Here is a 15,363-nt window from a genome sequence, read left to right on the forward strand (position 1 = left end):
CATGCCGCATGACGACCCATATGAACCCCAAGGAGTAAAGGGTTGTTAAAGCCGCCTTAAGTTAACCCGGCGATCAACCGATGGGAAGACCTCTGGTTGATCTTCATTTTGTGATGCAGGTCACACTCATTTCAGTAACCCGCCAACCCGCGTCGAACGTCTTCTTTCTTTCGCCATCAGCATCTGCATGACTCTGAGTGACTTGGCGTTCGCAATTCTCGACGTTTACCGCCGGCAAAGCCGGGGAAACATGGACGCTCGCGCGACAATAGGCGGCCATACCGCCCGATCGCCGACGACAGGTGTGACTGTCTTGACTCGGCACGAGAACTGGCATAAGGCGCCGGAAAAGGTTCGCTTGATAAGGCTTTTCGGATGGTGGATTGCGGCCCATTTGCGCCGGTGGGCGACCCCGAATGGGTCGGGGGTCAGGTTGGGGGGTCGGCTTTGTGGCGGCCGTTGGGTTTCAGGGTGGGGACGATGCGGGCCGGGCGGGGGGCGGCGCCTCGGGGGAGGGCGTGGCGGGCTCGCGGGACGCGTGGAGTGGCGGGTTCCGCTGGAGGCTCGGACGGCGCCGGGGGCTCTTCGTCGGGGGGTTCGACGAGGGTTGCTTGCTGCTGTTCGCGGAGGTACTCCTCGAACTCCATGGAGTGCGCGGTCGGCAGGGTGATGATGCCGGGGTTGGCGTCCACGAGGAGGGTGCGGCGGCCCGTCGCGCCGGAGTGGGTGAAGACCATCGCGGTCGGCGGCAGCTCCTGGAGCTGCGGGGGCTCGACCAGCAGTTCGCGGAAGCGCTGCTTGTCGGCGCGGCGGTCGGCGACCGTGCGGCCCCAGGCGGTCGCGGAGCTGATGCCCTCGACCAGGACGGAGTCGTCGGCGGCCGGGGCGGGCAGCGGCGACCAGACGGGGTCGGTGAGGCCGTCGCCGCGCGGGCGGGCGAAGGCGACCGTGCTGGCGTAGCTCTCCCCCGCGACGTCGAACAGGGTCTCGCCGGCGGCGTCGGTGATCTCGGCGACGAGGAGGGGCTGGCCGGCGCCGATGTGCTCGGCGGCGACCCGGGCGTCCTCGGGGTTGCCGAGCCGCATGAAGCCGACGGCGGCGTGGCCGCGGCGGCCGAGGCGCTCGCGGACGTGGCCCGGGATCGACCGGTACATCAGGACGAGGCCGGTGCCGGTCGCCTCGCAGGCGTCGATGAGGCGGTCGAGGACGTCCCCGCGCAGCTTCTCGGCGCCGCACAGGAACAGGGTGTGGTCCCATCGGCCGCCGGGCGGCGCCTCGCGGATGCGGTGCGTGAGCGCGGTCGTCACGTAGGTGCCGAGGATCTTGTTCGTGAGGACGCCGGCGCGCCGGTCCATCGACACGACGTGGAGCCGGGACGGCGGCAGCCGCACCGGCTCGGTGGCGAGCTTCTCCAGTTTGCGGAGCTGCGCCTCCAGGGCCCAGGCGCGGCGGACGACGATGCGGTCGGTGGCGTCCCGTCCGAAGAGCGTGGCGATGCGCTCGTGCTGCTCCTCGGTGAGCAGGCCCTTGCGGAGGTCGTCGCGGGGGTCGCCGACCTGGGCGAGAACGCGCAGGGCGGCGGTGATCCGCGGGATCGTGGTGTCGGGCCCGAGGACCTCGATGAGGCGTTCCAGGATCGAGTTGTCGAACGAGAGGTCGCGCGTGCCGCCTTCCTCCTCGCCCGCGCTCACGACCAGGGAGAGGACGTCGGCGAGCGCCTCGGGGTTGAGGCCGCGGGTGACGTCCAGGCGGGGCAGGTCGGCCGGGAGCACCCAGACGAGCGGGTCGTCGCCGCGGTCGGCGGCGAGGCGCAGCAGGTCGTGCGCGACCGCGCCTTCGGACAGGTCGATGACGGTGAGGCGGGCGCCCACGGCGAGCCTGGCCGCGCCCATCGTCGTGACGGCCGCGGACCATCCGGCGAGCGTGCCGCCCACGACGTCCACCCGGTCGACCCCGGGCGGGACGGCGACCGGGTACCACTCGCGCTGGCTCTCGTACGCCGAGTGGCGGCGCTCCCACTCGGCCCTGGCCTTCGCGTAGTCCTTCTCGGCCGTCTCCCGTTCCCGCTCCCGGGCGGCGCGGCGGCGCTCCTCTTCGCGCCGTTCCTGCGCGAGCCTTTCGCGGACGCCCCGCTCGTCCCGCCAGAGCCCGCCGCCGGTGATGGCGAGGACGACCGCGCAGGCCAGCAGTGCCACCGCGACGAACGCCCACGGGATGACCCCGGCGATGCCGCACAAGAGGAACAGAGCGACGAACGCGAGCGTGCCGATGAACGCGATCCGCAGCGGGCGGCCGGCCATGTCCTCGCCGAGCCGCCGCGCGGGCGGCGGCAGCGGGGCCCGCTCGGGCTCCTCGGGCCGTCCGGGGGGCGGTCCGGGATCGGGGTGCACCTGCGCGTAACGCCAGCCCACGTGGACGCGGTCGGCCTGTGTGAGCCGCGCCTTCGCGGACTCGCTCGCCATGTCCGTCACGTCGAGAGACCCCTGGGAGTCGCGGGAAGGTGTGAAACGCCTGGGGGTTGCCGGTTTCGCTTAGCTTACGGTCGGTTTCCTACACAGCCCAGGGTAAAGACCTTCCAGCGCGTTCGCGCCACGTTCCTGAGAAGAGCCCCGAACCAACCTCGCATCGGACCCCATTTCGGTCACCACGCCCACCTGCGCCGAAGAACGGACACCCCTCCCGCACCCCTGGCCACACCCGGCCACACTCAACCGGCGGGCGCCGCCTTCACGGGCATGAACGCCTCCAACTCCATCGAAGAGTGCGGGTACTTCCACTCCACCCCGTCGAACGGCACGTACATCCCCTCGGGCTGCCCGGCGAGGAAGTAGTTGCCGTTCCATGCGTTCGGTTCGGTCACCGGCGCGCCTGCGGGGAAGTTCGCCCCGAGCGGCTCGTACTTCACGCCGACGCCGAACATCGCGTAGACGGCGGCGTCCACGAAGTTGAGATACCGGATGTCGCCCCGCAGATGGGTGGCCTGTATCGCCAGGCCGTGGACACGGTCGCGGACGAAGAACAGCGAACTCAGATCCTTGACGACCTGGTCGAAGCCGTGTGCGCCGTCATGGTGAACCAGGGCGCGCGTCCCATGCTCGGCACTGAGCACGTTCGCCACGTAGGTCGGCAGGTCGCCATGGAACATGCGGACGCGTGTCATTGCGCGCGGGAAGATGCGCCGCAACCGCTCATGGGTGAATTGCAGGTAGGCGGTGTTGGCGTCGACGAGGTCGAGTTCGAGTCCCATCGGCTCGACGCAGCCGGCGAGGATGGCCGAGGAACCTCCCATGAACACGCCGACATCGACGAGCCTGGTCAGTTCTCCGTGGCAGCGTTCGACGCAGCCGAACAGGTCGAAGTAGTGGTAGGCGCTGCATTGGTCCTCATAGGCGAGGCCCACGCTGTCGATGCGAGCCGCCGTGCGGTCGAAGACCGTGCTCCTGCCGGCGAAGTGCTTCAGATCGGCGTGATGGCCGCCCTGGATCGAGATGTCGAGCGCCTCGTGCGGATGCTCGACGTCCGCCAGTCCCGGGTCAGGTTCGAGGAACGTTCCCCACGTGTCCTGGTGCATCGCCACTGTCGAGACGTAGTCCGGCATTGCCTGATCCTTCTCTCGGTGTCGGGGCGTCCTCGGTCGCCGTGCTCTTCCCGGTGGTGGCCAGCCAGACCATCGCGCCCAGTGATACGAGTCCCGCCGCCGCGACGCTCAGCGCGGTGGCCGAGCCCAGGGGCGGCGACCACTCGCCGGAAAGCGGGTTCACGGCCGGGACGCGGCCGTGGAGACCGTGCTGGTAGCGGATCATCGTGTACGCCAGGCCGATGAGATGCGCGAGCAGCAGGGACGCGGTCAGCCAGCGGGCCACCGAACGCGCGAACCGCACGGGGAAGGGCCCGCGGTCGTCGACGACGTACGCGGCGAGGATCGCGGCGCCGGCCGCGGTGGGCAGGATGTAGCGGCCCTGCGCCATCATCCCGTTCTCCTCGGCGCCCATGACGTCCATCCACAGCGGCAGCGCGAAGGCTCCGGCGATCACGAGCGCCAGCCGCCACCGGTCGCCGCGCCGCCCCGCGGCCAGGGCTGCCACGACGAGGAACCCGGTCGCGGCGAACCAGATCGCGTAGTAGGCGTCGGGCATCTCGACGTCCACCCAGCCGAAATGCCCGATCATCGACTTGAGGTAGAAGGACGTCCGATCGACGACTACCAACTGGAGCGCGTCGCGGGGGCCGAGACCGGCCCCGCCGGGGACGGGAACGAGCTCGGTGGCCTTCATGGCGAGCGTCCAGATGCCTGAGAGGACGCACGCGACGATCGCGGCCGACCCCAGAATCCACGCGCCCCGTGAACGTGCCAGAACCGCCAGGCGGGCCCGGCCCGCGGTGGCGGTGAGGATCGTGAACGCCAATGCGACGGTCATCGGGCCGTCCGGCCGGGTCCAGGCGAGCGTCACGGCCGAGACTCCGGCGAGGATCAACAGCCGCCGGTCGAGTGGGGCCCCGCCGAGCACGAGGGGGATCAGCGCCGTCCACATCGCGATCGCCGCGCTGATCTGCAGGCCGTTCGCGTTGATCACGCCGGCGAGGTGCAGCGCCATGGGCGTCGCGGCGACGAGCAGCCCGACGAGCAGGAAGGGGCGCCGTGACCAGGCGAGGACGCTGTACACCGCGGCGGCGAGGAAGGCCGCCGAGAGCGCCGCGCTCAGCAGCCGGGCGGCCAGCAGCCCGCCCTCGCCCGGCCACCACCTGAGCGGCCAGCCGACGAGAGCGTAGTACGTGGGCTGGTAGCGTCCGGCACCCGCGGTGAACTGTTTCACCGGTTCGTGCGGTGGCCGCGAGTCCTCGTGGACGCAGTTCGCCGGCTGCTCCGCCTTGAACGCGAAGCAGGGCGGGGACGGCCTGGCCACGCCGCCCGGGATGGTCTGGTTCGATCCGGCGAGGGGACGCGGCAGATCCGGAACGGGCAGGTCGATGGGCGAGGGGGTGAGCTGCCCGTCCACCACACCGGCCGCGCGGGTGATGTGGGACTGCTCGTCGGGCCCGCCGTCCCATGGCATGGCGATCGCCCACCCGGCCCCGGCCGCGAAGAAGCCGAGGAAGGCCAGCAGTGTGATCAGGCGCAGCCTGCGGGCCGGGACCGCCGGTCTCATCGCGGTCGTCCGGGATTCTTGCGGATGCGTGCGGACAGTGCCCGCCCCAACTCCGACACCGCCTCGCCTAATTCCGGCTCGGGCCGTGCCGCCGGTTTCGCGGGCTCGTCACGCAGGCGTTGGAGTTCGTGGTGTTTGGTGGTGGTTTCGGCTTTGGCGCGGTCGAGGGCGGAGCGGAGGCGGGTGATCTCCTGCTGCTGGGCGGCGACGGTCTCGGTGAGGCGGTTCGTGTCGGCGGTGCGGGCCTCCGCCTCGTACTGGAGCTGCAGGATGCGGGTGTAGAGGGCGATGCGGTTGTTCTCCATCGCCGCGAGCAGGTGGAGGACGTGTAGGGGCGCAGCGCGTCGAAGACGGCGTCCGCGCCGGGGGCGCCCGTCCTGATCAGGACGCCGAAGCCGAAGACGGCCGGGACGATCGCGAAGCGCCAGCCGGGGGCGTCGTCCAGGGCGTCCTCGACGGCCGTGAGGACGCCGTTGCGCGGGCCGCCCGCGTGCGCGGCCACCGTGTAGGCGCCATCGCCGACGAAGCCCGCGGGAGTGAGGTCGTCGTGCCATGCCGTCGGGCCGTCGGTGGTGGACGGGTGCGTTTCCTCCAGCGGGGACGGCTGGTAGTAGAAGTCGCGGCGCCCGCAGGGCCAGAGGACGTCGTGCAGGACGACGACGGCGTCCGGCGCGTTCGCCATGATCCAGGCGAGTTCGGCGCGGACGACGGCGTGGTTGTGGTCGCCGTCCAGGACGTAGAGGTCGGCCGCCGGCAGGTCCGGCAGGACCGCCGGGGACAGGCCTTCCACGAGGTTCAGGCGCGGGTCCTCGGCGAGGAAGGCGCGCAGGTCGTCGCCGGGGGCGGGCTCGACGCAGTGGACGGTGGCGCCGAGGTCGGCGTACACCGAGCTGACCTGGCCCGACTCCACGCCGACCTCGACCACCGTGGCGATCTCGCGGCAGCCGAAGATCGTCTGGAAGAGCTCCCGGAACACCGACATGGAGTGCAGGAGCAGCGGCTGCTCGCGGGCGGCGCGGGCCTGCGCGTGCGGGTCGGCGGGGGTACCGGTGACGGCCGCCCCGAAGTCACGTCGTGTCACCGAGCTTCCTCCTCGCCACTCGTCCGGCGCCGGCGGCGATGCCCTTGACGCCCGCGGTCCGGTACTCCTCGCGGACTCGTTCGGTGAGCCGCGCGGCCCGCGCGGACCGCTCGGCCCTCCGGTCGACGGGCATCCGCGGCGCCATGCCGGTCATCGACTGCGGGAGCATCGCGAACGCGATGGTGATCTGGCCCGACGACACCGCCGGGACGCCGGCGCGGCGGGCGAGCGGGAGCCACACCGCGGCGTAGGAGGTGTCGAACTCCATCAGGTTGCCGCCGAGGTAGCGGCAGTCGGCGTAGTGGAGGCCGACGAAGTCCTCCGGCCTGTCCCAGCGCAGCACCTGCTCGCGGCGGCGCCCTCCGGCGATGACCCTGGCCTCGATCCAGTCGACCCGCACGATCGCGGGGCGGCCGGGGATGGCGAGCGAGATGTCGATCGTGTCGTGGTGCTCGAACGACAGCCGGGAGAACGACAGCCCGTTGTGGTTGATCCGGACGCGCCGGCGGATGGGCTCGTGCCAGCGGTCGTCGGCCGTCCGGTAGCGCAGCCGCGTCTCGAACCTCTCCCCCGCCGGGTCGAACGCCTCCGGGGCGATGGCGCCGTCCGCGATGGCCCGCGCCATGGCGCCGAGCCCGGTGTCGGACGCGGCGATCAGCGCGGGCCAGAACGAGTCGCGCATGTCCAGGTCGCCGAGGTCGCCCGGCGACAGGTAGGGGATCGCGGGCTTGAGGTCGGCCGGCAGCAGGGTCGTGACGAGGGAGGAGCCGAAGTTGTCCTCGTGGGTCCAGTTGCCGAAGACCGCCGCCTCCTCGGGGGTGGGCGACTCCAGCGCGGCGACCAGGATCCGGGCGAGCCGGTCCCGGGCCGCAGGCGGGCGGGCGAGGTCCGGCCATGCCCCGCCGGAGGCGGTGACGTACCTGTTCCACATGTGCTGGAACGCGAGGATGCCGTCCTGGACGGTCCGGCGCTCGGCGTTCTGGGTCGGGGAGTCGGCGGTCTGGCCGAGGACCGGCGCGCCCTCCTCGGTGTAGCCGATGAGGGAGCCGCAGAGCGCGTTGACGCACTGCTCCACGATCTCGGGGCTGCGGGTGATGGTCGCCGCGACGTGCGCCGGATGACCTGCTTGTGCCAGGTAGCCCTCGGCGCGCAGCCCGGCCATGGAGACGCGCTCGGACCTGGTGTCGGTGGCGAGGTACAGCCCGGCCGGCCGGACGTCGATGCGGGCGATCTCCAGGGCGCGGGCGAGCTGCCGCTGGATCGTCCCGCCCCAGCCGAGGTCGACGAGGGTCAGCTCGCCGCCGTCGAGGGCGCCCGCGTCCCGCAGCGACCGGATCATGCGTTCGCGGGCGGCGGTGACGGTCACCGCGAGCCGGTTGCACAGGTGCGGCGTCTCGGTCAGGGCGCTCGCGACCCGGTCGGCGATGTCGCCGTTGTCGATGACGGTGTCCAGCTCCGTCGCGAGGCCGGGCACGTCGCCGGGCTGGAGCTCCAGGACGGACAGGGCCTGCCGGACGGTCAGCCGGTACCCGGTGCGGACGAAGGCGTGCACCGCGGCCGTGTCGTGCGGGTCGAGCCCGGCGAGCGAGGTGACGAAGCGGGACAGCCACACGGGCGCCGCGCGGACGTCCCAGCCGCGGGCGGCGGCGGCCTCGTTGATCAGCCGGGACAGCAGCTCGCCCTCGCGCATCGAGCACCAGAGCCGGCGCGTCCCGGACTCGTGCGCCTTCCACGCCGCCCACTCCGCGAAGCCGGTCAGCACCGGGCCGAGGACGCCCGCCCCGTACCGCCACGCGACGTCCAGCGCCGAGGTGGTGAAGGGCACGCCCGAGTGGACGGCCTTGGCGCGCAGGCTGGTGAGGCCGAAGTCGCCGTGCCGGTCGTCCAGGTCGGGGGCGTGCTCGCCGAACGGCCGGACGGGCTCCTTCTCCCGCTCCAGGACGTCGAGGTAGTCGTCGTCGAGCCTGCGGTAGTGCACGGTACGGATGCCGAGGCCGCCCGGGACCTCGTGGTCGGCGACCTCGTGGTCGCCGATGTGCACGATCTGCTCCGGGCTGCGGCCGAGGTCGCGCAGCACGATCTCCCAGAGGCCGGACGCCTTGGCGGTGCCGTGCTGGTTCGACCGGAAGATCCGCACGCCCTCCATCGGGCCGAGCTCCGGCCGGTCGAGGAGCCGGGCGAGCTGGTCGTCGGTGAAGTAGGTGTCGGAGACCAGGACGACCTGGATGTCCTGCTTGCGCGCGGCCATCACGACCTCGGCGACGTCCAGGTCGACGACGGTCAGCTCGCGCTCCAGGAGGAGCTCGGCCTCGACGAGCTGCTCCAGGGGCGCGGCACCGAAGACGCCGTCCGGCATGGCCCGCCAGATGTCGAACAGCGAGACCTCCGTGCCGAGGGCGTCGCGGCCGCGGCGGGCGGCGTCCTCGGCGGCGATGCGCATCCGGCGGAGGGTCGCGTCGGTCACCCACGGCGGGCAGAGCCCGGCGTCCCGCATCCGGGACGCGAGCAGCCCGAACACGTCGGTCGGGCGCGGCACGCGGCGCCACAGGACGGTGTCGAAGATGTCCAGGGACAGGACGGCGCACGCCTTGTCGGCGATGACGCGGTGGACGTTGTCGAGCAACGGGCCGCCGGATACCTGCTTGGTCAACGCCGCACCTTCCCCTGGTCCTGCACCGGCCGCCGGCGGAGGGGCGGCCCCCCGGCCGTGGTCCGGGACACCTTATCCACCGAGATCACCCGGTGCGGCGCCCAGCCGGATGCCGCCGGCGCGGCGGGCGGCGCGGTCCTCGCGCACAAGCCGGCCGGCCTCCCGCGTCGGCCCGTCGAAGATCACCCGGCCCTGCCGCATGGTGATGCCGCGGTCGCAGAGGCCGACGAGCATCCGGATGTCGTGCGCGACGATGACCATGGTGCGGCCCTCGCCGCGCAGCTCGCGGATGCGGGCCAGGCACTTCTCCCGGAACGGCGGGTCGCCGACGGCCAGCACCTCGTCGATCAGGAACACGTCCGGCTCGGTGTGCGCGGCGATCGAGAACGCCAGCCGCATGAACATGCCGGACGAGTAGAACTTCACCTGGTCGTCCAGGAACCGCCCGACCCCGGAGAACTCGACGATCGCGTCGAACTTGCGGGCGATCTCGGCCTGCGTCATGCCGAGGATCGCGCCGTTGAGGTAGACGTTCTCCCGGCCGGTCAGCTCGGGGTGCAGGCCGGCGCCCACGTCGATCAGCCCGGCGATCCGGCCGCGGACGAGCACCGACCCGGAGTCCGGGCGCATCACCCCGGAGATGAGCTTGAGCAGGGTGCTCTTGCCGGACCCGTTCAGCCCCATCAGCGCGACGGTCTCGCCCTGGTTGATGGTGAGGCTCACCTCGTCCAGGGCCCGGAACCGGTCCGACAGCCGCTGCCCGCGGAACGCGCGGACGCTCATCTCCTTGATCGACCGCGCGTGCCGCAGCGTGAAGTTCTTCGTGACGCGGTCGATCACGATCGACGGGGTGGGAGGCACGGCTACAGCTCCTGCGCGAAACGCGCCTGCATGCGGGAGAACGCCGCATGCCCGGCGATGGACACGAGCACGCTCACCGCCAGCGCGGCGCCGGCGCTGAGGTACAGGTGGGGCGGGAACGCGAAGTCGCCGCCGGTCCCGGGGAACCAGAAGGCCCGCTGGAACAGCGACACCGCGCTGACGAGCGGGTTGGCGAGGTAGACGTCCAGCACCCAGCCCGGCGCGTGCTCCCGGACGTGGGTCCACGGATAGATCATCGGCACCGACCAGGTGATGACGATCATCGAGATGTCCACGACCTGCTCCAGGTCGCGGAAGAACACGTTCACGGCCGCGCACAGCAGCCCGAGCCCGAAGCCGAGCACGACGATGATGGTGAAGCCGAGCAGCGCCGCGCCCAGCTCCTGCGGCGCCGGACGCCATCCGGTGGCGACGGCCCCGCCGAGCAGGATCGCGAACCCGGGCAGGAAGTGCACGAGGGACACGAGGACGGACGCCGCCGGGAACAGTTCGCGCGGCAGGAACACCTTGCGGACGAGCGCGGCGTTGCCCGTCACCGACCGGGTCGTCGAATGCAGCGTCTCGGTGAACAGGTTGATCAGCACCATGCCCGCGAACAGGTAGATCGGGAAGCTCTCGATCCGGTCGTCCATGCCGAGGAACACGCCGATGACGTAGAAGTAGACGCCGAAGTGCACCGCCGGACGCACGTAGGACCAGCCGAGGCCGAGCAGCGAGCCCTTGTAGCGGGCCCTGAGCTCCCGCCGCACCAGCAGCCGCAGCAGGTACTTGTCGCGCAGGGTCTGCCGCAGGCCGCCGTCGCCGCCCGGCGCCCGCAGCCCGCCGTCCGCGCGGACCGGCGCGGCCGTCATTCCGGCTCGCCTCCGGCGCGGCCGGGGTCCGCGGCGTCGAAGGTGGCGCGCCACGCCTCGGCGGAGGCGATCTCGGCCATGGCCGCGCGGTAGCGGCGGCTGAGCTCCGGCCACTCGCGGCTGAGCCTGGCGTGCAGGACCGACGTCCGTTTGAGCAGCGCGCGGAAGCGCTCCGGGTCGCGCTGGTACCACGCCACCCGGGTGCCGTCGGCCGACGAGACGAGCGCGCTGTCGACCTGCGACAGCAGGCTCCAGTGCCGGTCGATGTGCGGGACGACGACCTGCGGGTTGCCGCGCGAGCCCGCGTCGACCGGGCGGAGCTGCCTGACGGTGCCGAGCATCGCGCTCGCGAGCACGTTCACCTTGCCGCGCGGGGGCTTGAACCCGCGCCCCCGCTTCGGCGGCTTGGCCCGGCGGACCTGCGGGAACTCCTCGTGGCTGGTGCGGTTCCGCGCGTCCGGGAAGGCGGCGCGGAAGGACAGGATCTCGGGGAGCCTGGTGGCGATGCCCGCGTGCATGTGCTCGGGGCCGCTCAGCACGTCCTCCACCGCGGAGAGCATCAGCTCCGCGGTGGAGTACTGCATGGCGAGCGCGTGCTTCACCGAGATGATGAAGCTCTCCTTGACGAGGTTGCCGCCCCGCTCGTACGGCGAGTGCATCAGCGCGGTGACCAGGCGGTTGCGCTCGTGGAAGTACGCCTGCCAGTCGATGCCGTCGTCCTTGTCCTGCCAGGGGACGTGCCAGGCGGCCATCCCGGGCAGGGACACGGTCGGGAAGCCGGCCTCGCCCGCCCGGACGCAGTACTCCGCGTCGTCCCACTTGATGAACATCGGCATGGACAGGCCGACCTTGCGCACGACGTCGGTGGGGATGAGGCACATCCACCAGCCGTTGTAGTCGACGTCGACGCGGCGGTGCAGCCACTTGGTCTTGCGCAGGCTGCCCGAGCTCGTCTTGGCGCGCGGGTTCGGGTCGGGGGGCTGGGCGAAGTCGTGCTCGCGCTTGGTGTGCGGGGCCTCCTCCCACCACCAGCGGTACCGTCCGATGGTCTCGCCGTAGGCGTGCAGCTGGGAGCGGGCGAACAGGTTGAACATGTGCCCGCCCACGATCGTCGGCGTGCGGGCGAAGTCGCCGAACGCGACGGCGCGCAGGACGCCCTCGGTCTCGGTGACCACGTCGTCGTCGAGGAGCAGAACGTAGTCGCTGGTCCCGGCCTTGACGGTCTCGTCCATCGCGCGGGAGAAGCCGCCGGAGCCGCCGAGGTTGCCCTGCTCGATGACGCGCAGTTTGGGGCCGAGCGCCGCCGCGGCGCGCTCGAAGTCCGCGTCGTCACGGACGCGCCGGGTGCCCTGGTCGACGACGTAGACGGCGTCCACCACGTCCAGCACCTCGGGTGCGCGGCCGAGCGCGACGAGCTGGTCGACGCAGAAGCCCGGACGGTCGAACGTGGTGATGCCGAGGCTGACCCGCCCCTGCCGGACGGGGGCGGACGCGCCCACCTCGGCGCACCAGTCGGCCCGTTCGAGGACGGCGTCCTCCTCGCCGGCGAGGACGTCCATCCAGTACCAGCCGCCGTCGATGAACGGGGCGAGGGTCAGCCGGAACGCCACCTCGCGGGCGGTGCCCGAGTCGACCCGGACGGAGTCGACGCGCTGGACGTGCCCCTTCGCGCTGGACCGGTAAACGATCACCGTGGCCTGCCCGCGCATCCGGACGCGCAGGACGACCTCGTCGACCGACGTCCAGCGCCGCCAGTAGGAGGCCGGGAAGGCGTTGAAGTAGGTGGCGAACGAGACCCGCCGCCCGACGGGCACGACCACGCTGCGGCGGCCCACGTCTTCGGCCGGCCCGGCACCGGTCCCGGTCTCGGCGGCGGCCTCGGCGGCGAACGCCTCGGCGCCCCGGCCGATCTCCCCCTCGACGTAGAGCTTGAGGACGTCCAGGTCGCGGTCCACCGGCATCACGACGCGCTGCAGGACCCGCAACCGCGCGGACGCCTCCGCCTCGGTTTCGGCCTCGGTTTCGGCCCTCACCTCGCCGGACGGTTCGGCATGTTCGGTCACTCGTCCGCACCTCCACGCGGTCGGGGCCGGGGGGACGGCCCGCCAGACCCGCCGGGTCTGTTACTTAGACGCGAAGCCCCGGCGAAATGGGGACGCAGTTTGTTGTCGACCATGCTGAGCGCGCTCGCGATGGCCATGTGCATGTCGAGGTACTTGTAGGTGCCGAGCCGCCCGCCGAACAGGACGCCGCCCTCGCGCCCGGCCAGCTCGCGGTAGGCGAGCAGCCGGGCCCGGTCGGCGGGGGTGTTGACGGGGTAGTACGGCTCGTCGCCGCGCGCCGCGGCGCGGGAGAACTCCCGCATGATCACCGTCCTGTCGGCGGGGTAGTGCTCGCGCTCGGGGTGGAAGTGCCGGAACTCGTGGATCCGCGTGTACGGGACGTCCTCGTCGGCGTAGTTCATGACGGGGGTGCCCTGGAAGTCGCCGGTCGGCAGGACCTCCATCTCGAAGTCCAGCGTCCGCCAGCCGAGCTCGCCCTCGGCGTGGTCGAAGTAGCGGTCCAGCGGGCCGGTGTAGACGACCGGCACGTTGCCCACGGCGTCGTCCCGCAGGTCGAAGAAGTCGGTGTTCAGCCGGACCTCGATGCGCGGGTGGTCGGCCATCCGCTCCAGCCAGGCCGTGTAGCCGTCGACGGGGAGGCCCTCGTAGGTGTCGGCGAAGTACCGGTTGTCGAAGGTGTACCGCACCGGCAGCCGGGTGATGATCTCCGCGGGCAGGTCGCGCGGGTCGGTCTGCCACTGCTTGGCCGTGTAGCCGCGGATGAACGCCTCGTACAACGGCCGCCCGATCAGCGAGATCGCCTGCTCCTCCAGGTTGGCCGGGTCGCGCACCTCGGCGGCCTGCGCGGCGATCAGCGCCCGCGCCTCGTCCGGGGTGAACACCCGGCCGAAGTACTCGCAGATCGTGCCGAGGTTGATCGGCATCGAGTAGACCCGGCCCTTGTACGTGGAGTACACGCGGTGCCGGTAGCCGGTGAAGGAGGTGAACCGGTTCGCGTAGTCCCACACCCTGCGGTTGGACGTGTGGAAGAGGTGCGCGCCGTAGCGGTGCACCTCGATGCCCGTCTCCGGCTCGGCCTCGCTGTAGGCGTTCCCGCCGATGTGGCCGCGCCGGTCGAGCACGAGGACGCGCAGGCCGAGGTCGGCCGCGCATCGTTCGGCGACCGTGAGACCGAAGAATCCGGAGCCGGCCACCACGAGATCAACGTTCACTGGACGGTGCCCATCCGTCTCGTGCGGGGAGCGAAGGACCTGGCCGCACGGGGTGCCGCCGACCGGTCCGCATGTCGGGATTGCGGCTAAGATACCCGGGGTTCGATCGGTACCGGCGCAAGACTCCCAAGGATCGCGGTGGCCTCACCCCCTCCTGGCAGCGCGGCACGGAGTGCCCGCCCTGCGATCTTCCTGCACGTCGGGGCCGCCAAGAGCGGCACGACGTTCCTCCAGAACGTGCTGTGGCACAACAGGGAGCGGCTGCGCGAGCGCGGCGTCCTCTACCCCGGCGGCGACCCGGCCGCCCACGTGCGCGCCGCGTTCGACCTGCGCCGGACGTTCTTCCGCGAGGCGTCCGATCCGGCGACCCGGGGCGCGTGGCGGGAGCTCGTGGACGAGGCCGCGGCCTGGGGCGGGACGGTCATCGTCTCGCAGGAGCTGTTCGCGCCCGCCCGGCCGAAATGGGTCCGGCAGGCCTTGGACGACCTCGATTTCGCCGACGTTCACGTGGTCTTCACCGTGCGCGACCTCGGCCGGCAGATCCCCGCGCACTGGCAGGAGGACGTCAAGAACCGGTTCACGACCTCGTTCACCGAGTTCGTGACGGCCCTGCGGCGGCAGGACTGGCGGGCGTACGAGAGCGCCCGGCTGTTCTGGGGGCTCCAGGACCCGGTCGCGGTCCTGCGGCGCTGGGGCGCGCACCTGCCGCCGGAACGGGTCCACGTCGTCACGCTGCCGCCGCCCGGCGCGCCCCGCGACCTGCTGTGGCGGCGCTTCTGCGCGGCCACCGGCCTCGTCCCGGACGACTACGACCTGTCCCGGACGTTCGCCAACCCGTCCCTCGGCCTGGCCGAGACGCAGTTCCTGCTGCGCCTCAACGAGGTGCTCGGCGGCCGGGTCGCCGAGCGCGTCGGCTGGCACGCCTACAACGAGGACGTGAAGCTGTTCCTCGCGCAGCAGGTCCTCGCCGGGCGGCCGCATCCGGCCAGGATCGAGCTGCCGGGCGAGCACGTCCCGTGGGCGACGGAGCGGGCCGTGGAGACGGTCGAGGAGCTGCGCGCGGCCGGGTACGACGTGGTCGGCGACCTGTACGAGCTGATGCCGGGCCCGGCGTCCGGCCCGGCCCTCGGCCGCGCGGTCGCCCCGCCTCCCGACGAGCCGCGCTGGGGGGAGATGGCCGATGTGGGCGTCGATGCCATCGCCGCGCTGCTGCGGCGCGTCCAGGAGAGGCGGGAACGCGCCGACGCGGTGCCCGGCGCCGGGATCGCCGTCCGCGACCGGATCGACATGCTGCGGGCCGAGTCCGCCGAGCTGCTGGAACGGACGGGGCGGCTGGCCGACGACGCAGCGCCGCTGGTCGAGCGGGCGGTGCGGACCGCGGCGGAACGCTATCCGGCGGCCGGACGCCTGCGCGGCGCCTACCGCAGGATCCAGAGCAGGGCGGGACGGGCCGGCGCCCGGACGAGAGCGGAGTGAGC

Annotated in this window: 10 protein-coding genes; 1 reads left to right on the top strand and 9 read right to left on the bottom strand. The window is 72.0% G+C overall.

The genetic code is table 11. The features are described from left to right. Positions 1-428: 428 nt before the first annotated feature. The 9 genes from K8Z49_RS22260 to glf form a co-directional block, all read right to left on the bottom strand. Positions 429-2,462 carry a hypothetical protein gene (locus K8Z49_RS22260; protein ID WP_024935597.1) on the bottom strand — a complete coding sequence of 678 codons (2,034 nt, stop codon included), beginning with the start codon at positions 2,460-2,462 and terminating at the stop codon, positions 429-431. A 245-nt stretch (positions 2,463-2,707) separates the two neighbouring features. Then, on the bottom strand, positions 2,708-3,598 hold the full coding sequence (locus tag K8Z49_RS22265; RefSeq protein ID WP_143118456.1) for a class I SAM-dependent methyltransferase: 891 nt from the start codon (positions 3,596-3,598) through the stop codon (positions 2,708-2,710). Next, positions 3,534-5,147, bottom strand: a complete 1,614-nt coding sequence (locus K8Z49_RS22270; RefSeq protein WP_412520612.1) for a DUF2142 domain-containing protein — start codon at positions 5,145-5,147, stop codon at positions 3,534-3,536. Before K8Z49_RS22270 ends, K8Z49_RS22265 begins: the two co-directional genes overlap by 65 nt. A gap of 67 nt (positions 5,148-5,214) precedes the next feature. Next, complete coding sequence (locus tag K8Z49_RS22275) at positions 5,215-6,228, bottom strand: class I SAM-dependent methyltransferase (protein WP_412520614.1); 1,014 nt, start codon at positions 6,226-6,228, stop codon at positions 5,215-5,217. Further along, positions 6,215-8,878 (bottom strand): HAD family hydrolase, encoded by a 2,664-nt coding sequence (locus K8Z49_RS22280; RefSeq protein ID WP_412520616.1) that lies wholly within the window; start codon positions 8,876-8,878, stop codon positions 6,215-6,217. Before K8Z49_RS22280 ends, K8Z49_RS22275 begins: the two co-directional genes overlap by 14 nt. A 72-nt stretch (positions 8,879-8,950) precedes the next feature. Then, positions 8,951-9,739: an ABC transporter ATP-binding protein gene (locus K8Z49_RS22285; RefSeq protein WP_021595201.1), complete on the bottom strand. Its 789-nt coding sequence runs from the start codon at positions 9,737-9,739 to the stop codon at positions 8,951-8,953. 2 nt (positions 9,740-9,741) lie between these two features. Beyond that, positions 9,742-10,611, bottom strand: a complete 870-nt coding sequence (locus K8Z49_RS22290; protein ID WP_075021415.1) for an ABC transporter permease — start codon at positions 10,609-10,611, stop codon at positions 9,742-9,744. After that, a complete protein-coding gene (locus K8Z49_RS22295; protein WP_412520619.1) occupies positions 10,608-12,674 on the bottom strand; it encodes a glycosyltransferase in 2,067 nt (688 codons plus the stop codon). The genes K8Z49_RS22290 and K8Z49_RS22295 overlap by 4 nt, the downstream gene beginning before the upstream one ends. Next, complete coding sequence (gene glf / locus K8Z49_RS22300; protein ID WP_412520621.1) at positions 12,671-13,885, bottom strand: UDP-galactopyranose mutase; 1,215 nt, start codon at positions 13,883-13,885, stop codon at positions 12,671-12,673. Before glf ends, K8Z49_RS22295 begins: the two co-directional genes overlap by 4 nt. A gap of 138 nt (positions 13,886-14,023) precedes the next feature. Between glf and K8Z49_RS22305 the strand changes: the two genes are divergently transcribed. Beyond that, positions 14,024-15,361, top strand: a complete 1,338-nt coding sequence (locus K8Z49_RS22305) for a hypothetical protein (protein WP_412520623.1) — start codon at positions 14,024-14,026, stop codon at positions 15,359-15,361. Positions 15,362-15,363 lie beyond the last annotated feature (2 nt).

Source organism: Actinomadura madurae (genome assembly GCF_047130825.1).
Classification (GTDB): domain Bacteria; phylum Actinomycetota; class Actinomycetes; order Streptosporangiales; family Streptosporangiaceae; genus Spirillospora; species Spirillospora madurae.